This window comes from Marinitoga aeolica (assembly GCF_029910535.1).
Classification (GTDB): domain Bacteria; phylum Thermotogota; class Thermotogae; order Petrotogales; family Petrotogaceae; genus Marinitoga; species Marinitoga aeolica.
In genome coordinates this window covers 1,576,121-1,600,459 of sequence record NZ_CP069362.1, presented here as the reverse complement: position 1 = coordinate 1,600,459, position 24,339 = coordinate 1,576,121, and the positions used below count along the sequence as shown (strand labels likewise).

Genomic DNA, 24,339 nt, shown 5'->3' with positions numbered 1-24,339 from the left:
ATAAGCCGATTTATATTTTAACACATATAATTGTAATTTATTAGGTATTTATGGTAAAAATAAAGAAAAAATAAATAGAAGCGATTATTAAAAGGTGGGAATGGCGTGACTCAAATGATTGAATTGTTTGGACTAAAACTCTTATCAGGTAAGAAAGAGGAAATGTGGAATTTTATAAAGAGAAAAATCAACTCAGATGAAAAAACCTGGGTTGTTACACTTAATGCTTTAATGTTCCTGGAATATTTTAAAAATACTGAATATAAATATGAATTACAAAATTCCACAATTTCAATACCAGATGGAATTGGTGTTGTTAAATATTTGGAAAAATGGGGATATGCTACTGAGAGATGTCCAGGAATAGATACTATGCTAAAAATATGCGAATGGCAGGAACATAAGATATTTTTATTAGGATCTCAACCAGGTATTGCTGATAAAGCTAAAAATCATTTAAAAGAAAAATTCCCACAAATTTCCATAGTTGGAACCCATCATGGATATTTCAAAAACCATAATGAAGTGATAGAAAAAATAAATAACAGCGGCGCCGAAATTCTTTTTGTAGGCATGGGAGTTCCAAAACAAGAAGAATTTATTTATAAAAATATACACAAGTTAAATGTAAAAATGGCTATGGGAGTTGGTGGAAGTATAGATGTAATCTCTGGCAAGATTCCAAGAGCACCTAAGGTATTTCAAATATTTGGCCTTGAATGGCTATATAGAATGTTAAGAGAACCAAAGAGATTCAAAAAATTACCAGATTTAATGAATTTTTATTTTAAAATTTATCGTTCAAAAGAAATGCCAGTAAATTTAGAAGTAATAAATCTTTAAAGGACAATCTTTTAGATTGTCCTTTTATTTTTATATGTTTTATGGTAAAATTATTGTAAATAGTGCCAGGAGGGATAAAATGAATCTTCATCATATCGTCGAATTAACAGTAAGTTATATATCAGATATATCTTATATTATGGCTATTATAGTAATCTTTTTTGGTATGTTAAAAGGATTTTCCATCTTTTTAAAAGATATATTATTAAGCAAAAAATCTGAAGAAGCTACTTGGGAAAGTAGGTTGGAATTAGGCCATTCATTTTCTTTAGGATTAGGCTTCTTAATAGGCTCCAGCATCTTAAAAACAACGGTTGCTCCAACGTGGAATGATATCGGACAACTAGCTACAATAATTGCAATAAGAACAACATTAAATTATTTTTTAACTAAAGAAATAAAAGAACATAAAAAGGATGTTGCAAATGGTTCGAGATAATATAATATGGATGAAAGAATTTTTAAAGGAATCAAATAAAAATATTATAAATAATATTAAAAATAATAAAATTCCATTAATTGAAAAGAAACAATTAAATTCATATCTTGAATTTCTTAAAGAAAAAAATATCAAGGTAATTACCTATTTTGACGATGAATATCCAGAAAAATTAAAAAGAATATATAATCCACCAGTAATGCTATATATTAAGGGTAACAGCGAATTATTAAAAAGAGAATCAATAGGTATTGTAGGTTCTAGAAAATGCACATCATACGGCAAAAATATAACCCTTTCCTTTTCAGAAATTTTATCTAAAGAATATGTTATTGTAAGCGGAATGGCATATGGCATTGATTCTTATGCTCATAAAGGCGCAATAAAAAATGGAACAGTTGCCGTATTAGGTAGTGGGGTAGATATTCCTTACCCTGTTTCCAACGCCAATCTTTATTATGAAATATTAAATAACAATGGATGTATTGTTTCAGAATATGCTCCAGGTACTCCTGCACAACCATTTAGGTTCCCTGAAAGAAATAGAATAATTGTAGGATTAAGCAAATCAATTATTGTAGTGGAAGCCGCAAAAAGAAGTGGCTCTTTAATAACTGCAAGATTAGCAGCAGAATCTGGAATAGATGTTTATGCCGTTCCAGGAGATATAAATAAAAAAAGTTCAGAAGGAACAAATAACTTAATATATAATGGGGCTACCCCTATTGTTTCTGAAAAACATTTAAAAGATTTATTCAACATAAAACAAAATAAAAATATAAAACTAAAGAGTCCAATCGATATTAAAATAGTTTCTGCAATAACAAACGGATATAATTCCTTTGAAAAGATTATATATTACACAAACGAAAATCCTTCAATAATTTTGCAACGTTTGACAATTCTAACAATGGAAGATTTAATCATAGAAACTAATGGAATTTATTATTATAAAGGGGGATGATTATGAAAAAGATATCATATTTTATTATTTTTTTATTAACACTTGCACTATTTTCCTGTTCTTCACAAACTAACCAAGAACCTTATGAATATTTCTCTCCTCAAGATAATAACTATACTGAAATTGTTACTGAAGGTAAAGGTGTAACATTAGAAGATGCTGAAAGTAACGCAAGAATTCAAGCACTTCAAAATATAGTAGGAATGAGGATATATAATCAAACAACTGTAAAAAATTTTAAGTTAGTTGATAAAACCATCTTATCAAAAACATATGGATTCATAAAAGGGGCTCAAATAATAGAAACACATAACAATAACGGAATATACACTGTAAAGGTAAAATACAAAGTATCAAAAGATATTGGTGATGATGATTTCTTTTATATTTTACAACAAATGAAGAAACCAAAAATAGGTGTTTCTATTTCATTATCTTCAGATATTGATTTATCAAAAGACAAAATATCTGAAATTTCTGTTGAATCAGAATTAAGCAAATATGGTTTTAATTTATTCGACTCAAAAAGGATAAAGGAAATATCTGATAAGACAAAATTAGCAAATGAAGGGCTGGATATTCTGATTACAGGTAATGCTTATGCAGAGTATTCTGGTGAATACTATGGATTAAGCACTGCCAGATGTAAAATAGACTTAAAAGCTTATTGGGCATCTACTGGAAAATTAATTGCAAGCGTAACCTCTGAAGCTGGTGGTTCAGATGTTACAAAACTAAATGCTATTAAAACCGCAATAAAAAAAAGTTCAGAAATTGCTGGAAAAAAACTGGCTAAAAAAATTTTAAAAACCTGGATGGACTATCTGGCCAATGGGATTCCTATTCAAATTGTAGTACTGGATTTATCCAATAATGAATATCAAAATATAGCTAATAAAATTAAAACTACATTTAAAGTATTTTCATATAATTATTCTAACGGAAAAGCTGTTTTTGAAATCGAATCAAATAAATTCACTGATGATATATATAACCTATACTTTAAAGACTATAAACTTGTTACCCAAAACATAACATATTTGGTTATAAAATGAATTTTTTAATATGTAATTACTAATAAATACTATTAATCATACGTAAATACTTTTAAAAACAAAAAAATAGATAGAAAAATAAAATTTTTTGTGTTATAATTTTCTTGTAACAGTTTTTTTATAAATATAGTTAAGGGAGGGTAAAAAGATGAAAAAAGTTGCAGTATTAGTATTATTGGTATTACTTACTTTCACTTCTATCTTCGCTGTTTCAAACAAGATAGTTGTATGGTGTTCAGAAAAACAAGTAGATTTCATGAAAACTTTTGGTGAAAAGTTTACAAGAGATACTGGTATTTTAGTAGAAGTACAACAAGTAAATTTTGGCGACATCAAAGCAAAGTTCTTAACAGCAGCACAAGCAGGTGAAGGACCAGACATTATCGTTGGTGCTCATGACTGGGTTGGAGAATTGGTAGAAAACGGATTAATCGATTCAATCCCATTCTCTGCTATTGAAACAAGCAAATTTGCTAAATCAGGTTTAGATGCATTTACAGTAAATGGAAAATTATATGGTGTTCCATATGCTATTGAAGCTGTAGCATTATTATACAATAAAGATTATGTTGAAGAAGCACCTAAAACAATTGAAGAATTAAAAAAAGTTGCAGCAGAATACACTACAGATGAAACATTAGGATTTGTATATGATGCAGGAAACTTCTATTTCTCATACGGATTTATTGCAGGAAATGGTGGTTATGTATTTAAATGGACAAAAGAAAATGGTTATGATGTAAACAACATTGGTTTAGCAAACGAAGGTGCAATTAAAGGTGCTGAATTGATTAAATCATTCTTTGACGAAGGTTTAATTCCACAAGGCGCAAATTATGGAACAATGGATTCAATGTTTAAAGATGGTTTAGCAGCAATGATTATCAATGGCCCTTGGGCAGTAAAAGATTATATCAATGCTGGTATTGATTTTGGCGTATTACCTTTAACAGAATTAGATTTAGGAAATGGTCATCATGGAAAACCATTTGTTGGAGTACAAGGTTTAATGGTTAATGCAAGAAGTGAAAACAAAGCATTAGCAAAAGAATTTATAATCAATTATTTAGCTACAAAAGATGGAATTTACCAATTCTATTTAGCAGATCCAAGATTACCAGCAAGAACAGATGTTGCCCAAATAATTGAAGAAAAAGGTGGACCTGTTCCTAAAGAAATCGTTGATGCATTTGTAAAAAGTGCAGCTGGTGGAGAACCAATGCCTAATGTACCGGAAATGGGTTCAGTATGGGGACCAATGGGTGATGCATTATCACAAATCATTAATGGTCAATTAGAACCAGCACAAGCTTTAAAAGAAGCTGTTGAAAAAATAAAATCATCAATTTCAAAATAATTAATAAAGAAATGACGACTCGTAATGAGTCGTCATTTCTTTATTTTTAATCCATCATAAGCTGTTATTATATTATCCTTAAGATATATTTCTTCAAGTACAGAATGAACAGGATTATGTAAATGAGAAAAATGTGTAGCTATATATTTTGTATTACTATCGGTAATTCCTTCATTTTGCAATATTTTTCTAGTTTCTAAAACTTCTTCATATCCCATGTGGAATTCATATTTTTTATTAAATCCCATTGTTGCATCTAATATTACAATATCTAAATAATGTATATTATTCTTTATAAATTCTAATGTTTCTGGTAATACTTTCCCAGAATCAACTGCATATAATAACTTAATTCCATTCCTTTCAATAATATAATTTAACGGGGTTTCTCCATATTCCGATGTATGGTTTGCCTTTAATGTATGAATAACATAACCGTTCAAATGCAGTGTTTTATATGGTTCAACAGACATCAAACTAACTTTGGGAAGTTCTATTTTTTCTTTAATAACAGTTCCTAACTTATCTGGAACAATTAAATCACAATGATATAAGTTTTCAAATGTACCTGAAAAAATAGGGTTTCGATACTCGAAATTCTTTAAAAACAAATGATCTGAATGTCCATGAGTTATTAATATATGCTTGATATTTGATAAATTTTTTCCAAATCTATTTGTCGAAGAAACAATATCAGGGCCAAAATCAATCAATAACTCTTCATCAACTAATACACTTGATCTCAACCTAATACTTTTTTTCCCTTCTTCTCGTGCTTTTGTACAATTTTCGCATGAACAAAAAGGATTTGGAAACCCTTCAGATGCTGCTGTACCCAAAAATAAAATTTCCATACCATTTCCCCCTCAAAATTATGATTTTTCTTAATTATATCATATTTTACATATATAAAACACTAAATCTTAAAAAAATTTAGTGTAATTTATTATATTCTGTTTTTATGATAAAATATTATTGACTATCAACAATATTATTTATATAATAGGAGGTACAAAAATGAAACTTGGAATTTTAAGCGATACTCATGGATCACTATTTTATTTTAAAAAAGCCTTTAATTATTTAAAAGATGTTGATAGAATAATCCATTTAGGAGATTATTTATATCATGGCCCCCGTAATCCTTTGCCCGAAGGCTATAATCCTATGAAATTAGCTGAATTATTGAAAAACTTTAAAAAAAGGACATTTATAACTGGAAACTGTGACTCTCCTATTGATTTAAAATTAGTCAACATTCCAGAACCTACACCTTATGTTGTAGAAAGTTATGGTCCATATAATTTTTTCTTCACACATGGTTGGGATCCTAACTTAGAGGATTCTATTTCTTTAGCAAAAAAATATAAATGTCAATATTTAATTCACGGACATACGCATATTTCTAAATACAAAGAACAAAATGGATTAATCATAATAAACCCAGGAAGTGTTTCTATTCCAAAAGAAAATACTCCACATAGTATTTTAATAATTGATATACTCGAAAACAAAATTAATTTCAAATTTATTGATATAATAAAAGATGAAATATATAAACATATATATTATTAATATATATTTTATTATTTTGTAAAAAGTGATATAATAAATTTGCACTAAAAAAACAGGGGGTGTAAAAATGAAAAAAGTGCTTATTTTGTTTAGTATTTTAATTCTCGGTTTGTTTGTTTTTGCTGAACAGATGAACTTAGTTATTCTCCACACAAGTGATTTACATGGTAATATTTTTCCTGTTAACTATGCAACAAATAAACCTTATTATGTTGGCTTGGGTAGAGTTGCTACTTTCTATAATATGGAAAAAGAGAAAAATCCTAATGTTCTTTTAATTGATACAGGTGATCTCATTCAGGGAACTCCACTCGAATACTACCATGCAAGGATAGACAATAAACCTATAGATCCTATGGTTAAAGTTATGAATCATCTGGGATATATTGCATCTGTTATAGGAAATCATGAATTTAATTATGGAAAAAAAGTATTAAATAAGGCTATTTCAGAAGCCAATTTCCCATTTTTAAGCGCGAATATTGTAGATGGAGACACTGGAAAGCCCATATTTAAACCTTATATGGTTATAGACTATAAAGGTGTAAAAATCGGGATACTAGGTTTAACCACAAAGTATATTCCTCACTGGGAAGATCCAAAAAATATTAGAAATTTAGATTTTTATGATCCGGTTGAAGTCACAAAAAAATATGTAAAAATCTTAAGAGATCAAGAAAAAGTTGATGTTTTAATTGTAGGATATCATGGCGGTTTTGAAAGAGATTTGAATACAGGAGAACCAACTGAAGAATTAACCGGAGAAAATGAAGGTTATCAGTTATTAATGGAAGTTCCAGGTATTGATGTATTATTAACAGGGCACCAACACAGATCTATTTCTGGTGTATATAATAATGTAGCAGTTACAATGCCAAGTAGTTGGGGAAAAAAGGTTGGTAGAATTGAATTAACTCTTGACAATTCTGATGGTAAATGGAAAGTAGTTTCTAAAAAAGCTGAATTATTAGATTCAAAAACAGTAGAATCAGATAAAGAAGTATTAGCTCTTGTGCAAGATTATGAAGATAAAGTTCAAAAATGGTTAGATCAACCAGTAGGTACAGCTAAAGGCGATTTTTATGTATATGATCCATTAAAAGTCAGATTGGCAGATCACCCTTTAATTGAATTTGTAAACACAGTTCAACAAACATATTCCGGAGTTAAAATTTCTTCAACTGCATTATTTAACAATGATATAAAAGGTTGGAAGTCAGGTCCTATTACATTAAGAGATATTAATGGTGTATATATTTATCCAAACACATTAAAAGTATTAAGAGTTACAGGAAAAGATATAAAAGATGCTATAGAAAAAAGCGCAGATTACTTTGTATATAAAAATGGTAAAGTAGATGTAAACAAATCATGGGTAGAACCAAAACCAAGGCATTATAATTATGATATGTGGGAAGGTATCAATTACATTATTGATGTTGAAAAACCTGTTGGAGAAAGAGTTGTTTGGTTAGAATATGAGGGAAAACCTGTTGAAATGGATAAAGAATATGATATTGTATTAAATAATTATAGAGCAGGTGGCGGTGGTGGATACTCAATGTTCGCCGGAAAACCTGTTGTAAAAGAAGTTATGATGGAAGTTTCAGAATTGATGGCTGATTATATTATGGAGCATAAAGTTATAGAAGCAAAAGTTGATCATAATTGGTATGTTGCAACAGATGTTATGTATAATGTCAAATCTGGAGATACATTATTTAAATTAGGTAGAATGTATAATGTAAATCCTTATACTATTGCAAAATGGAATAATATTAAAAATCCTGATTTAATCTTTGTTGGTCAAAAATTGATAATTTATAAACCAATAATTTCTAATAATTAATAAAATCCCCCTGAAAAGGGGGATTTTCTATATCTCAAAAATTTGTGTGTGTTTATTTCCTTTTTCATCATATATTTCAAATTTAATTCTTTCTACTGTACTTACAAAATCTTCAGACTCATCTTTTTCTATTTCATAATTATATCCATTTTCTGTTTTCTTTACCACTATATTTATTTTTACATATTTTCCATTTTTAAAATTATATGTTTCTCCATCATCATCAAAATATGTAAATTCCGCACTACCAGTAACAAAACCAATTACTGTTAATTCTTTTATCGGTTTTTCATTTACATAATTTATTTCTTCTTCATTTAATAGGATTAAAGAATTTTCTTTTATGAATATAGGAATCTCATTTAACTCAGCTTTTATATAATAATCTCCTGGCTCATATATTTTCATATTTCTTTCTTTAAAGTTTGATGCGCTCCAATATAACCACTTTGCTTCTGGCAAATGCACATATCTTCCTCTGGCATTAGGTTGAATAATAGGCGTTGCCATTATGGAATTTCCTATCATAAATTGATCTTCAACTTCCTTAGAAATTTTATCATCAAAATGAAAAAATAATGGAGAAATGAATGGTTTTAGATTATTTATTGAATTAAAAAATTCCGAGTAAAGATATGGAATAAGAGCATACCTTAATTTTATTGTATTTCTTAATATTTTTTCTATATTTTCATCAAATACCCATGGTTCCTGATTTCTCGTTCCTAATGCCGAATGATTCCTATACAAAGGTGAAAATATACCTAATTGCATCCATCTTACAACTAATTCTGGTGATGAATTTGCTCCAAAACCACCTATATCTGCACCTGTATAGAAAAATCCTGCCATGTTTAATGACATAAGCATTCTTATATTAACAAGCATATGCTCCCACCACGACATATTATCTCCCATCCATATCGTAGCTATTCTATGGTGCCCAGAATAACTACTCCTGGATAATAATAAATATCTTTCATTAGGAATTATTTTTTCAAATCCTTCTTCAACAGTAGCCTTCGCCATATAATAACCATATAAATTATGTAATTGATCATTTGAATATTTTCCATATGGTGTTACATGATAAAAGCTTTTATAATCATCTCTATTATTTGATAACAATAATATTTTATCTTTTATCATAAAAAATTCTAATCCTACTTCTTTATTTTTTAATTCATATATCTTATCAAGATAATTTTTAAGCCTTTCAGGAACAAAAAATATAGAAGGTTCATTCATATCATTCCAAAAACCTCTAATTCCTAAATCTGTAAATAATTTATATTTTTCTCCCCACCATTTTCTAACTTCTGGATTTAAAAAATCTGGAAAATGAGTAAAACCTGGCCATACCGTTGCTACAAACTCTTCCCCTTTTTCATCTTTACAAAAATAATTATTTTCCACTCCCTCTTCATACACATCATATTTTTTTTCTATCTTTACACCAGGGTCTACTATAGGAACTAAATTAAACCCTTTTTCTTTCATTTCTGATACGAATTCTGGAAAATTTGGAAATTTATTCTCATCTATGGTAAAAACTTTATAATCTTTCATATAATCTATATCCATGTAAATGGCATCACATGGAATGCCCTTTTCTCTAAAATTATTAGCAATATTTTTTATAGTTTTTGCATCTGGATAACTCCATCTACATTGCTGATATCCAAAAGCCCATTTTGGAGGAATATAGGGTATTCCTGTTAACCTCAAATATTCTCGAATGACTTCTAAAGCTCTTTTTGACTCAAATATATATAAGTCAAAATCTTTTGAATTAATAGTTATAATCATCTCATCAAATTTGGTATATCCAATATCAAAAATTATTTCTGATGGATAATCAATAAAAAATCCAAATTTTTTATCTATAATTACAAATGGATGAGAACTGTATAATGACTCTTTTTCCGGACTATGAACAGGATCATCTGTAGCATATAATTTATATATCTTTCCTCTTTTGTTTAATCCTCCTAATGTTTCGCCTAATCCATATATTCTATCTTCATAATCCAAATTTAAGGTTAATACAGTTTTATTTTCTTTTACTTTGATATCAAAATAATTTACTTTTTCACAATTTTTCAAATCTTTTTCTTCAGGTTTTATTACCGTTGCATCAGTTGCAAATGGTTTCCCAAATCTGTATAATTTAGTAAAATTCAACAATCTTGTAAAACGCATTGCCACGCTCCTTTCTTATATATGAAAAAATGCCATTATAATTTCAAATACAATTAAAACAACTATTAAGAATTCAAGAAAATTTGCACGTGCTCCCTCATTGATTTCATTTAAAACTGTATAGCTCTCTAACGCACTATCTAATTTATGCGAAAGTATCTTATATCTCCTGGTTAATTCAAAAAATCTTGCAAGAATTTCATATAATTCATCATAAACATTCCATTCCCATGTTATAGAAGGTTTATCTAAAATCATAATATCAGAGATAATTTCGTGCCTTGTTTTTATCAAATTTAATGCTTTTCCTATAGCAACATTTCTCATAATTGGTAAAAAATGTTTATATTTATTATATTTATTTATAATTTTTTCTATATCTTCTTCTAAATCGTCTGATAATTGTTCATATCTCTCCAATGCAACACTTTGAGATATAGAAAGAGATATTAAAGCATATATTTCACTTGAAATAATTTCTTTTTTTATAAACAAAATTTCATTGTTATTATCCATATAAAAATTTTTATCAATGTCTTCTACTATATTTATAGTTAATTCATCCTCAAATTTTGTTTTAATTTCTATTTCCAATAATTTTTCCAAATAATTTATAAATTCTTTTATCTCTTTATCGAGAAAATTAAAAAAAACAAACGAACCAAATTGATATATATGAACATCCTTTTGATTATAATTTAAAATTAATGGCATTTCCCACTTTGTTGCTATTGGTAATTGTAATTTGGCAGCTATCATCTGTATGTCAATATTTCCACCTGCATCTAGAGTTTTTATTTTAATTTCTTTTTCCATTTTTTCTCCTCCATATTAAAGATATAACCCTATAAATAATAAATGCTAGCATATATGCATTTATGGTTCTTAATACTCCAAGATATAAAGGTGTTTGAAAATGTAAAAATGTATCTAAAATTGATACAAAAAGTATAGATTGCCCAATATTCCAGAATATTTCAAAAAATATCGTTGGTGATTTTGTAAAAACAAAAATATAAGCAAATAATTCTTTAAATCTTGGTCTTGCTATTAATGCTTTTTCAAGAAAATCTCTTATATTTCTTTCAAACATCGTTGAAAATCCAAAATTACCACTTCTTAAAATATAATAAACAGCTATAATTCCAAGAAATATTGCTGATAAAAATATATCTTTTTTCTTTAATTTAAAATTTTTAATTTGAACAATAAACAAAATAAAAGGTAAGGATACTAATAATAACTTTATTCCTCTGATTACAGATATTTTATAAATATAAAAATAAGTATATCCTGTAGAATAAATTAAAACTCCATACATAATATTTAATAACATTATTTTGAAAATCTGTTTATACTTCTTCCATTTCATCCAGGATATAAAGGAAAAAATTATTGCAATAAATACATACGACCATGAATTTAAGAATATATACAACAATATATTTAACAATGATATTGCAGGACTTATCATTAACATATATATTGAAATTACAGCAACTGAAATTACTCTAATATTTATAGGTGGAGATTTTATTACAGGTATTTTTTCATTATAGTTTATCATCCTTTTTTTTATTGCTTTTATTATTTCATTCCTTTTTACATGATCTGGAATATAAAATATATTTATTCTTCTTTCATTAAATGCTCTCCAAAACCTTTGTACTATTTGAGAAATATTATATTTATCCATTTCTCTTGGTTTAATATAATGGGCATATCTTATTTTCATTAATTCCTTTTTACTAAGAAATACCTTATATTTATCAAATAAATATCCAAAATCAGAAAATTCTGCTACAATAATATAATCAAATTTTTGAATAAATTTTTTAAAATCATCTAATTCAATATTAGTAGAATTTTCACTTATTAATGCATATCCTTCATAATTATAATATTCAATAACCTTATTATCAATCATAATTGATTGTTTTTTTAGATTATTATTGTCTATGATATGATATCCACTTTTTAAATAATTATAATCATTAAAAGATATATATATAAATACTATAACTGCATATAATATTGAAATCCAAAATATATACTTTTTTATTTTTTTCAAAGAATCACTCTCCTAATCTATTTAAAACTTTTTTCAAATCAGGCGTTAGATTTGAAATTAATGTATATCTTTTATTCTTATATTCAAATTCTAAAAAGTACGAATGCAGAAAATATCTTTTAAGACCAATTGATTTTTTTAATATTCTATTCACTTCAAAATTCCCATATTTATTATCCCCTGCAACAGGAGAATTGATTTCTGAAAATTGCTTTCTAATTTGATGTTTTCTTCCCGTTTTTAATTCTATATCTACCAATGTTAAATCTATATTTTTCACTTTATAATTTCCTAAAACATCATAATATAAAAGTGCTTTTTTATCCTCTAAAACACTTTCTAATTTATTTTTTTCCCCTTTTAATTTACCTACAACCAATGCCTGATACTTCTTTGTTATATTTCTTCCCTTTATTATTTCTGTCAATTCTCTTGAAACAATCTTATTTTTTGCTATCACTAACACTCCGGAAGTATGTTTATCCAGTCTATGTACTAAATGTGGTTCAAAATTTCCGTTCGCATAATATAACAATCCTTCTATTACAGTTACTTTTTCTTCGTTTCTACCTGGATGAACTGAAATACCTGCCGGTTTGTTTATAGCTATTATTTTATCATCTTCAAAAACAATATCTAAATCTAAAGGTCTTGGTAATATCTTTTCTTCTTTTTTCCTCTCATCTAATGGGCCATTATATCTTATTTCAACAGTATCTCCTATATTCAATTCGAAATCTTGCTTTTTTACTTTTTTATTATTAACATAGACAAATCCTTTTCTAAGCATTTTGTATATAAATCCTAATTTTAAATTACTATAATAATTTCTCAAAAACTTATCCAATCTTTTATAATAATTTTTTTCATCTACAATTATAACCTTTTGCATATAAACACTCCCTTTTTGATATAATATATATAATCATATAAAATTATAAAGAGGTGATAATTTTGTACAAAGAAATACTCAAAACATTATATTCTTTTCTCGGTGACAATATCATAAATGAAGAAGAAAAACTAAAAAACGAAATTTTTGGCAAATTAAATTCTAAAAATGATTTTTATGAAGTTTTAGAATTTTTAAAATCTGAGACTTTTTCCCAAAAAGTTGAAGAAAAATTCCTCTCTTTGTTTATTATATCATTATTTAACCGATTACGAATATCTATTGATATTGAAAAGAGAATTTTAATATATGGTAATGAAAAGATTAATTTGGATATTTTTGGTCTTAATAAAGGTATAATATATATGGAACCAATATTAAAAGAATTAATTGAATTAATTGATTATGGAAATTTACCAACAGAATATCTTTTTGGAATATTATCTGATGATATTTCAAAGCGTATTAAATATTTTAAAGAATTAATATATGGCTCAAATATAACAGAGGAAAAATGGACTGAAGAAGAATTAAAAAGTTTAATTAATTCATTAACTGATTCTACCAAGGAATTTTTAAAATATATTGTAATAAATGGCAAAAGTACTAAAGATGATTTAATAAAAAATTTAAGTTTAAAAGATACTCGATCTGTTTCTGCGTTTACCAGTGCAATATCAAGAAATTCACCAGAAAATAAAGAAAAAATTATTTTTGGAGAAAAAGGAAAAATTATTATTAATGAAAGATATAGAGAAATATTAAAAAATTTATTATTATAAATTTCGGACTGTTGACAAAATAAAATATGAAAAAATAATATGAGAGAATCCTTGAAAATTCCCGAAAAAATGCGAATGGAGCCTGACAATTTTGCATGGATGCAAAATTGAGCGAAACCGAACATGGATGTGAGTTTGAGCGACAGGCAAGAATAAGAATTTTTGAGGAATAAGAATTTTCACCGGATGAACAAATATTATTTTGAATATTTTATTTTGTCCTTTGTCTATAAACTGAAATTTATTATTATATATTTTACTATAAATTTTATTATAAATTATGGGAGAGGTGATAGTATGAAAATAGGCATTATTGGTTTAGGTAGAATGGGTAAAAATATGGCCAGAAGATTATTTAAAGGCGGACATGATGTTGTTGTGTATAATAGAACCAAAGAAAAAGTTAAAGAAATGCAAGAGGAAGGACTTATTGGTGCATACTCTTTGAAAGAATTCATAGAAAAATTAGATACACCACGAGTTATTTGGCTTATGTTACCTGCTGGCGAAGTAACAGATAATAATATTGATAATTTAATTCCATTATTAGATAAAGGTGACATCATAATTGATGGTGCAAATAGCTATTATAAAGATGATTTAAAGAGAGCTGAGAAATTAAATAAATATGGTATTCATTATATGGATGCTGGAGTTTCAGGTGGTGTATGGGGGTTAAAAGAAGGTTATTGTACAATGATCGGTGGAGAGAAAGAAATTTTTGATTATATTGAACCTATTTTAAAAACGTTAGCACCAAAAGATGGTTACTTGTATTGTGGCCCAACTGGAGCTGGACATTTTGTTAAAATGGTACATAATGGTATTGAATATGGTTTAATGGAAGCATATGGTGAAGGGTTTGAACTTTTAAAAGCATCAAAATATGGAGAAAATTTAGATTTACATAAAGTAGCTCATTTATGGAACCAAGGAAGTGTAATTAGATCCTGGTTACTTGAATTATTAGAAAATGCATTTAAAGAAGATGGAAACTTAGAAGAAATTCAGGGTTATGTAGAAGATTCTGGAGAAGCAAGATGGACAGTATTAGAAGCTGTAGAAAGTGGTGTCTCTGTTCCAATAATTTCTAATTCATTATTTAAAAGATTCCAATCAAGGCAAAAAGATGTATTTTCTGATAAAGTAGTTGCAGCTCTTAGAAGGGAATTTGGTGGTCATGCTGTATACAAAAAATCTGAAGAAGTGAAAAAAAATATAGCTGGCGCAGGAAAAGTTCAAGCTGCAAATCCTGATGAAAAGTTTAGAAGGTGATATAATGGGATTTGTAGAAAATAAATTAGGATCTATCGTGGAGCTTTGCGAAGATCCCACTCCAGATCCTGCAGGAATTATTATCTTCGGTGCCTCTGGAGATTTGAGTTTTAGAAAGCTTTTCCCTTCAATTTTTAAATTGTTTAAAAATAGAAAGTTAGTAAATTTCTATATATTAGGTGTCGGCAGAACGAATTATAGCGATGAAGATTTTAGAGAAAAAATAAGGGAATCGTTGGGTAATAATGAATTAATATCAAAATTTTTAAACCACGTATATTTTTTATCTGGTAATTATGATAATGATGAATTGTATTTAAACTTAAAAAATAGATTAGAAAATTTAAACAATAAACATAATACAAAAGATAATAAACTTTTTTATTTTGCAACACCACCAAATATTTATCTGTCTATTATTAGACATCTAGGGAAATTTGAATTAACAAAAGAAAATGAAAACTATTCCAGAATTATAATCGAAAAACCATTTGGTAGAGATTTAGAAACTGCCCAAAAACTGGACTTTGAATTGCATAGATATTTAAACGAAAATCAGATATATAGGATAGACCATTACTTAGGTAAAGAAACGGTACAAAATATATTAATGATGAGATTTGCAAATATAGTATTTGAGCCTATATGGAATTATAAATATATAGATCACATTCAAATTACTGTTGCAGAAGATTTAGGTGTAGAAAATAGAGTAGGATATTTTGAAAATACCGGACTATTAAGGGATATGTTTCAAAATCATATATTACAACTATTAACTTTAATAGCTATGGAACCTCCAGCCTCACTTGATGCAGATATGATACATGATGAAAAAATAAAAATTTTAAAATCTGTTAGACCTTTTGATATTGAAAATTTAAATGATTTTATAATTAGAGGACAATATACAAAAGGAATTATTAACAATGAAGAAAAATCATCTTATATTGAAGAGATTGGAAAAACTTCAACAACTGAAACATTTTTGGCTGCAAAATTGCTTATAGATAATTGGAGATGGAGTGGAGTTCCATTTTATATTAGAACAGGAAAAAGATTAAAAAAGAAAGTATCAGAGGTTGCAATAGTCTTTAAAGATGTCCCTCATTCAATCTTTTCAAACTTTTATCCTGTAAAGATAGAACCCAACGCACTTGTTATTAGGATACAGCCAGATGAAGGTTTTAATCTTATATTACAAGCAAAACAGCCCGGATCAAAAATATGTATAAATACATTAAGTATGGAGTTTAAATACAGAAACTTTTTTGACTATGAGCCACAAGACGCATATGAGAGATTAATATTAGATGCCTTATTAGGCGATCAAACTTTATATGTAAGAAATGATGTTATGGAAGAATCCTGGAAGTTAGTAACTCCTGTATTAGAGTATTGGGAGAACAATAACGATGGAATATATTATTATCCTTCCGGAAGTTGGGGACCTAAAGAAGCGGATATTTTAATTGAAAAGGATGGAAGAAAGTGGAGGAAATTATGAGGATATTTGAATATAATAATATTAATGAAATGAGTTATGATGCTGCAAAAACGATTTATAATTTTTATAATTATTATATAAAAAAACAGAATTATTTCACACTGGTGTTAGCAGGTGGAAATACTCCTAAATTATTATATGGGATTTTATCTTCTGAATATAAAAATAAAATAAATTGGAATGATGTACACCTATTTTTTGGTGATGAACGATACGTTGATAAAAATGATGTATATAGCAATTATAACATGGCAACGGAAACATTGATTTCAAAAATTGATATTCCGAAAACTAATGTATATAGAGTTAAAACAGAAATTTTACCTATAGAAAAATGTGCAAAAGATTATGAAAACAGAATACTAGACTTTTTCAAGTCGAAAAAGAAAGATGTTTCTTTTGATTTAATCCTATTGGGTATGGGAAATGATGGACATACAGCTTCTATCTTCCCAGATACCCCGGTTTCAGACGATAAATACGTTGATATAACTTATCCCAAAAATGCAACCCCCAAAATCCCAAGAATAACATTCACATACAAGACCATTAATAACAGCAAAAATGTTATGTTTCTACTATCTGGAGAAAAAAAGATAAAAATTTTAAAAGAAATTTTTGAAGGCAAAGATTATCCAACGAGGTTTGTAAAACCAAAAGAAAATTTGTTGTATTTTATTTCAAAAAAATAATTACTTTAAGAATTTTTCTCCCTCGTATAGAATAATCTAACGAGGTGATATAATGAAAAAATTATTATTTTATATATTATTAATATCTTTATTTTTGCTATTAAATTCATGTGTTTTTAAAGTTAGGCCTCCAAAGGCTATTTTAACATATCCAACAAATTTCAATAACCTTCCTACAAGCATCGATTTATTCTGGACACTGGAAGGAAGTGAAAAAAATGATGACTTCAACTTTGAAATATATTATGGCAAATCTGAAACATCATTTGACAATAAAATATCTACCTCTAATACATTTACTAGACTTGAAAATTTAGAACCTGAAAATGAATATTACATAAAAATCAGAACTATTAAAGGAAATGAATACACTGATTCTGAAATTTATAAAATTAAAACTACTGATAAACCTGAAATATCTTTTATTATAGACAAAACTACTATTTATAAAAATTATGTAGAATTACGATGGAGTGGATATGACAAAGATGGAATTAAAAAATACGAATTATATAAAAGTACAACTCCCGATTTTTCGGATAAGGAGCTTTCTTATTCTGGAAAAGATACAAGTTTCAGATTAGAAGATCTATCTTACGGAAAAACTTATTATATTAAATTAATAGCTTTTGATAATATTGATGAAAGTAGTGAAAAAGTATTAGTAATTAATGTGGCTGATTTCGGTTTTTACAACTTTTATCCTTCAAATAACGAAAAAAGTGTGCCTATAAATGAAGTTACACTAAAATGGGATTATACAATTAATTCAAATTATATTTTATTATTTTCTACTAGCAGTTCATTTGACGATGGTAAATATTATAAGCAAATAGAAACTTCAAAAAACTCTTATACTATTAAAAATTTGCCTCCAGGAACCACATTTTATTGGGAAGTTATTGATAAAAACAATAGTTTCAAAAGTCCTATTTTAACTTTTACAACCTCTTATAAACCTGAAATTGAAATAACTTATCCTATAAAAAATACAGAAATAGAAAATTATGCCATTGGCATACCTGTTGATACAAAAATAACTTGGAATGCCACCGATGCTGATGATGATGATTTAACCTATAACATTAAATTAAAAAACATTTCAGAAAATCCTGAAATTGATATTAAAAACATAGATTTTTCCACAGATCTATTGATTGATGAAAAAATTAAAAATAATTTTTATGATGTTCAACTAAAAAAGAATCAATATTATGCCTTACAAATATTGGCCGATGATAACAAAGGAAATATAGCCAAAAGCAACATTATAAAATTCAGGACAAATTCAAATCCTGCCAAACCATATGATTTATATCCGAATAATAAAATAAATATTCCAACGGACATTGCTACTTTAACCTGGGAATCATATGATATAGATAATAATAAATTAACTTATAATATTTATTTTGGGAATAGCGCGGATAATATAGCTTTTAAAGAAAATATTAACCATAATTATTATATACTTCACAATCTTGATTATGGTAAAATTTATTATTGGCAGGTTGAAGCAATTGATTCAAATAATGCTACATCTATAAGTGATATAGCAACCTTTATGACAAATGAAAAACCTATTTTCAAAGATATTTCCCCTGAAAATAATGAAAAAAATATAAATTTGATGCCAGAATTAAAATGGAATTTTGAGGATCCCGATGATGAAATTTTATATTACAATCTATACTTTTCAAAAAGTTCTGAAAGTTTATCTTTAATAGCTACATTAACAGAAAATAGATATAAATTTAATTATTATTTATTTCCTCAAACCACGTATAAGTGGGAAGTTGTCGCTTATGATAGCAAAAATGCCTCAGCAACAAGTAAAATAAGTTATTTCACTACAACGTCACTTCCTGAAATAGAATTAAAATCTCCAAAAGGAAATAATGTGTCTTTAAAACCAGTATTTACATGGAGTTCAACAGACACAGATAATGATGAATTAGAATATACATTAAATCTGGTATTTCCAGATAAAACGATAACTAAAACAACAAAATCTACATCTTTAGAGTATGATAGTTTTTTGTTACCAGATACAGAATATTCATGGAGTGTTTTAGTAAGAGATAGCAATATGGCCACAATAATTTCAGCAACGCAAACATTTAAAACAACACATCAGCCAACAATCACTTTAACTTATCCTATTTCTGAAGAAAACTTAGGGGCTACAGTTACTCTAAAATGGAATTCTTATGATCCAGATAATGATAATTTATATTATAAAATTTATCTTGATGATACTGAAATCGCAACAACAACAAATTCAAATTATACACTAACTGATTTAACTGCAAATAAAACATATATATGGAAAGTTATGACAATAGATAGTAATTTTGCAACATCCATTTCTGATGAATCAACATTCACTACTGATTCCAATCCATTTAATAATCCTGATATTACAAATATTTACGATTATTATGATCCTTCAAAAGAATATACATTTAATGAAAATAAATATCCTAACAAAATGAAAATAAAATGGTTAACCAGCTCAAATGCCATATATTATAATGTATATAAAGAGAAAGATGGTATAGAAACCCCCATTGCTACCAATGTTACAGAAAATTATACAACTATCAATATCCCAGAAGGCGGGATTTATAATATTTATGTAAAAGCATTCAATAATAAGGGATTTTATTTAAAAGGAAATTCTATTGCTTTAAATATCAATGAACCACCAATTTTATTAGATTTTTCACCACAAAACAATGAAACAAATATACCTTTAACACCAAAAATTATATGGAACGCTGATGATCATGATTCTTCTACTTTTAACATATATATTTATTTTGGAGAAACTGTTAATAATTTAAACAGTGAATATATTTCTAATGCAAATGGAACAAATGATTATACAATTAATAAAATATTAAAACCAGGAACTACATATTATTGGAAATTAAAACTTGAAGATGAAATGCATGGTGTTACAGAAACTAATTTTAGAAAATTCACCACTACTTATAAACCACATATAACTTTTATAAATTTATCCAGCGGTTCAACTAATGTTTCTTTAAATACAAATATAACTTGGAATGCTACTGATAATGATGGTGATCCATTAACCTTTGATATTAATTTAAGTAGAAATGGATATGAAACTCTAAAAGCCACTACATCTAATAATGATTATTCTTTAAAGTTATTATCTAATTCAAATTATATATTAAAAATCACAGTTAAAGATGATAAAGGTTCTTCTGATTCAACAGAAATAACTTTTTCAACAACTAAAGCACCTATAATCTATAATGATTCATTACGTTCAGATAGCTTAGATCATATGAAAAATGGTAATAATGTTTATTGGAATGCCTATGATCAAGATGGTGATGATCTAACCTATGAAGTATATTTAGGAACCTCTAAAAACAATTTAAATTTGATTGGCTCTACTACTTTATCGGAATATTCATTAACTAATCTAGAATATAATCAAACATATTATTGGAAGATTATTGCTTATGATGATAAAGGAGGAAAAACCGAATCTGAAATAAAATCATTTAAAACTAACGCAGTTCCCGTTTTCGAAGAAGATAAATTTTATCCTTCTAATAATGCTCTTGGAGTAGAAAAAAACGTTACTTTGAAATGGAATGCCAGCGATAATGATAATGATACTTTAAAATATGATTTATATTTTGGAACTAATAAACTTAATTTAACCAAAATCGCAACTGATTATATCTACAATTCTTATAATTTAAGCTCTTTAACTGAAGGACTTACATATTATTGGAAGGTTATTGCAAAAGATTATTATGATGGTTATGCTGTATCAGATATTATGAGCTTTACTGTTAACAAAGCGCCAAGCATCCCAAATATAACATATGTTTTACAAAACGGTTTAGAATCAACAATTTCCTGGAAGGCTTATGACCCAGAAGGTCAAAATTTAACATATGATTTATTAATTTCTTCAAATGGAACTGACTATAGTACAGTGTTATATAATACAACACAGCTTGAATATTACGCAAAAAGATTAAAACCAAATTCTACATACTATTGGAAACTTCGAGCTATAGATTCAAAAGAAAGCAAAAGCGAAAACATTATTTCATTTAAAACAGAAAAATCAGATACGAACATCTTTACAATCGAAAGAGGAAACACATCTGAAAAAAATGAAATAATTAATGCTCTTGATATAAATAACGAGATCATCGCTATACAAAAAGATAATTCAAATTATACTTTAATAAAATTCGATTCCTCTGGAACTGAAACTTCTTCAGTTTTAAGCGGTATTGATCCTAAATTACTTGATTACTATAATTCTAATATTATAGTAACAGGAATTAATTCTGGCAAAGTTTCTTTTGAAGAGTATAATGATTCTTTAACATTAAAAAATGCTACTCCAACTAATATTGATGCTACGTCTATAAAAGATCATTTGCGATTATCTGATGGTTCATATATTATTATCGGAAATAATTCTGGAAATAGTTTTATTTCGAAAGTTAATTTATCCAACGGTTCAACATTATTAAATACTGTTTCTTATAGCGACATTACTTTAAATGCTATTATAGGAATAACAGATGAAGATAGTAATAAAAAATTTATTATTATTGGAGCTTCAAACAATCAAGGTTATATATTAAAAACAGATGAAAACTTCAACAAAGAATCTGAAAAAACACTTGATGATATAGATGCTCTATTTGATGTTGAAGATACAAAAGATGGATTTATAGTGTCAGGATTTAAGAATAATAATTTGATTATTAAAAAATATAGTTATAGACTCAATGAAGAATGGACTCCTATTTATGAAAATAACTTCAAGAACAATTTTGCTAAAATATTAAAAAATGATGATGGATATATAATAATTTTAAATAATAACAACGGAGATATAGAAGTTATAAAAACTGATAAATCGCTTAATGTCATAAAAAAATCAACATTTGGCAGAGAAAATGAAGATATTGCAAATGGTATAATAAAAGCTTCTGATAATGGATACATTATTTTTGGATCAACTAAATCATTTAGCGATACTGAAAACGGCAATGCCTATTTAATAAAAACAGATTCAAATCTTATAGGATGGAATACACCAGAATAGAATGGAGGATAATATGAAAAAGATCTTAACTCTAATAATGATAGTTTTTTCAATAATTTCTTTTGGTCGTTTAAATAATATTTTTATTAATTATAACTATGATTTTTTCAAATATGATAATTCTTTTATCCCTACAAACATACATTCATTCTATGCCGGATATGATTTTGGTAATGTACCTTTAAAATTACAGGTTGGAAGCTATTCAAACTTACAACCCACAGGTATTATTTCCACTTTTGCCCGTTTTGGAAAACTTTATATAGAACCATATATCAAATATGATTCTATGTATTCAATTGGTGTAATGGCAAGATTATATAATTTTTACTTGAACTATAATTTAAATAAAAACATGATTCAGTATTTCGGTATTGGTTTATCTATGCCTATTATAAAATTCGGAAAAGATAAAGTTTTTTATATTAACGGTCCAAATTATTTAGAAATACCTGCTGGGAAAAAAGAAAATATTAAATTAATCGCCACATATAACAATCTTTTTTCAGAAAATGTCAATATTTTTTACAGCATAAATGATGAAGAAAAAGTTTATGCAGGAAAAACAAATGAATTTGGAGAGATAAAAATAACTATTCCTGCTATATATAAAGCTGGTAAATATAGTTTGTCTATTTTTGCTGATAATAATAAAGTAAAGGAAATACAGCTAAATATATTACCAGAAGAGCCTTCAAAAGTTTCTTTTGACTTTGATAAAAATGTTATTTTCACAGATAACGAATATCTTTTAAAACTTAAAAATATAAAAGTATATGATAAATATTCCAATGAAATAAAAAAATATAATATTAAATTCTGGAAATTTAAAATCTTAGGTGATTACAGGGAAATTAACTATTCTTATTTAAATAATTCATTAATTTTGGTGCCATTTAAAAATGCAGGAATTTATGATTTATATTTTGAAACTAAAGTTAATGATAAATATATTAATGGCATAAAAACTATAGAAATAAAAAATAATCCAAAAAATATAAAAAAAATAGATGTAAAAATTAATTATTTGGGAAAAGAAGGAAATTATGCAATTTTTGAAATAAAAAATCCAAAAATTTTATTTTCTAATGCACAGGAAAAAATTATAAATAATTTTGGGATTTTTTATAATAAAGAAAAAATTCAAATATATAAGAATAAATTTAAAGTTCCTATAAATGAAAACTTTCCTAAAACATATATATTTGAAATAGAATGTACGTATTATAATTACAACTCAATAATCAAAAAAACAATAAATATTAAAGAATAATTAAAACCTCATTTAAATTTTTATCGTCTAAAGAGTTGAAAAACAAAATCATTTATGTTATAATGTATAGCGCTGGGGACGAAACGGTTTCGACGGGGGTAGAGTAAGTCGGAAAGCGAGCCGTGGAAGACTGTTACCACGTTAAATAATCGGTCAAAAAAGAGAGTTGCCGAAGAAAATTACGCTTTAGCTGCTTAATTTAATTAGCAGCCGTCCTATTAACCGTTCTGGGTCAAATGGTTAAATAGGACGTCATAATTATGACCCTTACCTAAAAACCTTTCTCCCGGGTTTTTGGGGAAATCTCAGGGAGATAGCCTTTTTTTATCCTGCCTGTGGGAGAAGAAAAGGCAAAATTTAAAACACAGGCTGCGCTCGGAGATGTCCGGCTTACTTTACTTTCGGACGCGGGTTCGACTCCCGCCGTCTCCACCATCATAATTA

18 protein-coding genes and 1 other RNA gene are annotated in these 24,339 nt (G+C 27.0%); 14 read left to right on the top strand and 5 right to left on the bottom strand.

The features are described 5' to 3' along the window. The first annotated feature begins 114 nt into the window (after positions 1 to 114). The 5 genes from JRV97_RS07445 (at position 115) to malE (ending at position 4,658) form a co-directional block, all read left to right on the top strand. The gene (locus JRV97_RS07445) at positions 115 to 843 is read left to right on the top strand and encodes a WecB/TagA/CpsF family glycosyltransferase (protein WP_281001047.1); all 729 of its coding nucleotides are present in this window, start codon (positions 115 to 117) and stop codon (positions 841 to 843) included. 79 nt (positions 844 to 922) lie between these two features. Beyond that, positions 923 to 1,282, top strand: a complete 360-nt coding sequence (locus JRV97_RS07440; RefSeq protein WP_280997659.1) for a DUF1622 domain-containing protein — start codon at positions 923 to 925, stop codon at positions 1,280 to 1,282. Then, the gene (dprA, locus tag JRV97_RS07435; RefSeq protein WP_280997657.1) at positions 1,269 to 2,246 is read left to right on the top strand and encodes a DNA-processing protein DprA; all 978 of its coding nucleotides are present in this window, start codon (positions 1,269 to 1,271) and stop codon (positions 2,244 to 2,246) included. The genes JRV97_RS07440 and dprA overlap by 14 nt, the downstream gene beginning before the upstream one ends. A gap of 2 nt (positions 2,247 to 2,248) precedes the next feature. Next, on the top strand, positions 2,249 to 3,301 hold the full coding sequence (locus JRV97_RS07430) for a hypothetical protein (protein ID WP_280997655.1): 1,053 nt from the start codon (positions 2,249 to 2,251) through the stop codon (positions 3,299 to 3,301). A 148-nt stretch (positions 3,302 to 3,449) separates the two neighbouring features. Beyond that, entirely contained in the window at positions 3,450 to 4,658 is a 1,209-nt protein-coding gene (gene malE, locus JRV97_RS07425; protein WP_280997654.1) for a maltose/maltodextrin ABC transporter substrate-binding protein MalE, read from the top strand. A gap of 32 nt (positions 4,659 to 4,690) precedes the next feature. On the opposite strand, the gene JRV97_RS07420 is transcribed toward malE, so the two are convergent. Continuing rightward, positions 4,691 to 5,512, bottom strand: a complete 822-nt coding sequence (locus JRV97_RS07420) for an MBL fold metallo-hydrolase (protein WP_280997652.1) — start codon at positions 5,510 to 5,512, stop codon at positions 4,691 to 4,693. Positions 5,513 to 5,675: 163 nt separating this feature from the next. Here JRV97_RS07420 and yfcE point away from each other — a divergent pair, with 163 nt between their 5' ends. Both yfcE and JRV97_RS07410 read left to right on the top strand, forming a co-directional pair. Next, complete coding sequence (gene yfcE / locus JRV97_RS07415; RefSeq protein WP_280997650.1) at positions 5,676 to 6,233, top strand: phosphodiesterase; 558 nt, start codon at positions 5,676 to 5,678, stop codon at positions 6,231 to 6,233. Positions 6,234 to 6,300: 67 nt separating this feature from the next. Beyond that, positions 6,301 to 8,082 carry a 5'-nucleotidase C-terminal domain-containing protein gene (locus JRV97_RS07410; protein WP_280997648.1) on the top strand — a complete coding sequence of 594 codons (1,782 nt, stop codon included), beginning with the start codon at positions 6,301 to 6,303 and terminating at the stop codon, positions 8,080 to 8,082. Positions 8,083 to 8,109: 27 nt separating this feature from the next. Here the strand turns inward: JRV97_RS07410 and JRV97_RS07405 are convergent, their stop codons facing one another. From JRV97_RS07405 to JRV97_RS07390, 4 genes are read right to left on the bottom strand one after another with little or no spacing between them, the layout of a single operon-like run. Beyond that, a complete protein-coding gene (locus JRV97_RS07405) occupies positions 8,110 to 10,284 on the bottom strand; it encodes a TIM-barrel domain-containing protein (RefSeq protein ID WP_280997646.1) in 2,175 nt (724 codons plus the stop codon). A gap of 15 nt (positions 10,285 to 10,299) precedes the next feature. Continuing rightward, the gene (locus JRV97_RS07400) at positions 10,300 to 11,100 is read right to left on the bottom strand and encodes an RMD1 family protein (RefSeq protein WP_280997644.1); all 801 of its coding nucleotides are present in this window, start codon (positions 11,098 to 11,100) and stop codon (positions 10,300 to 10,302) included. Beyond that, positions 11,084 to 12,355: a DUF5693 family protein gene (locus JRV97_RS07395; RefSeq protein WP_280997642.1), complete on the bottom strand. Its 1,272-nt coding sequence runs from the start codon at positions 12,353 to 12,355 to the stop codon at positions 11,084 to 11,086. The genes JRV97_RS07400 and JRV97_RS07395 overlap by 17 nt, the downstream gene beginning before the upstream one ends. 4 nt (positions 12,356 to 12,359) lie before the next feature. Then, the gene (locus JRV97_RS07390; protein ID WP_280997641.1) at positions 12,360 to 13,247 is read right to left on the bottom strand and encodes an RluA family pseudouridine synthase; all 888 of its coding nucleotides are present in this window, start codon (positions 13,245 to 13,247) and stop codon (positions 12,360 to 12,362) included. Between the two features lie 62 nt (positions 13,248 to 13,309). On the opposite strand from JRV97_RS07390, the gene JRV97_RS07385 reads away from it, so the two are divergent. The 7 genes from JRV97_RS07385 (at position 13,310) to ssrA (ending at position 24,330) form a co-directional block, all read left to right on the top strand. Continuing rightward, the gene (locus JRV97_RS07385; RefSeq protein ID WP_280997640.1) at positions 13,310 to 14,029 is read left to right on the top strand and encodes a hypothetical protein; all 720 of its coding nucleotides are present in this window, start codon (positions 13,310 to 13,312) and stop codon (positions 14,027 to 14,029) included. Between the two features lie 297 nt (positions 14,030 to 14,326). Beyond that, positions 14,327 to 15,304, top strand: coding sequence for a phosphogluconate dehydrogenase (NAD(+)-dependent, decarboxylating) (gene gnd / locus JRV97_RS07380; protein ID WP_280997639.1), 978 nt, complete (start codon positions 14,327 to 14,329; stop codon positions 15,302 to 15,304). A gap of 4 nt (positions 15,305 to 15,308) precedes the next feature. Beyond that, positions 15,309 to 16,811 (top strand): glucose-6-phosphate dehydrogenase, encoded by a 1,503-nt coding sequence (zwf, locus tag JRV97_RS07375; protein WP_280997637.1) that lies wholly within the window; start codon positions 15,309 to 15,311, stop codon positions 16,809 to 16,811. Beyond that, complete coding sequence (gene pgl / locus JRV97_RS07370; RefSeq protein ID WP_280997635.1) at positions 16,808 to 17,503, top strand: 6-phosphogluconolactonase; 696 nt, start codon at positions 16,808 to 16,810, stop codon at positions 17,501 to 17,503. Before zwf ends, pgl begins: the two co-directional genes overlap by 4 nt. 52 nt (positions 17,504 to 17,555) lie before the next feature. Further along, positions 17,556 to 22,622: a fibronectin type III domain-containing protein gene (locus tag JRV97_RS07365; RefSeq protein ID WP_280997633.1), complete on the top strand. Its 5,067-nt coding sequence runs from the start codon at positions 17,556 to 17,558 to the stop codon at positions 22,620 to 22,622. 13 nt (positions 22,623 to 22,635) lie between these two features. Then, complete coding sequence (locus JRV97_RS07360) at positions 22,636 to 23,895, top strand: hypothetical protein (protein ID WP_280997631.1); 1,260 nt, start codon at positions 22,636 to 22,638, stop codon at positions 23,893 to 23,895. A 74-nt stretch (positions 23,896 to 23,969) separates the two neighbouring features. Next, positions 23,970 to 24,330, top strand: a transfer-messenger RNA (tmRNA) gene (gene ssrA, locus JRV97_RS07355). Positions 24,331 to 24,339 lie beyond the last annotated feature (9 nt).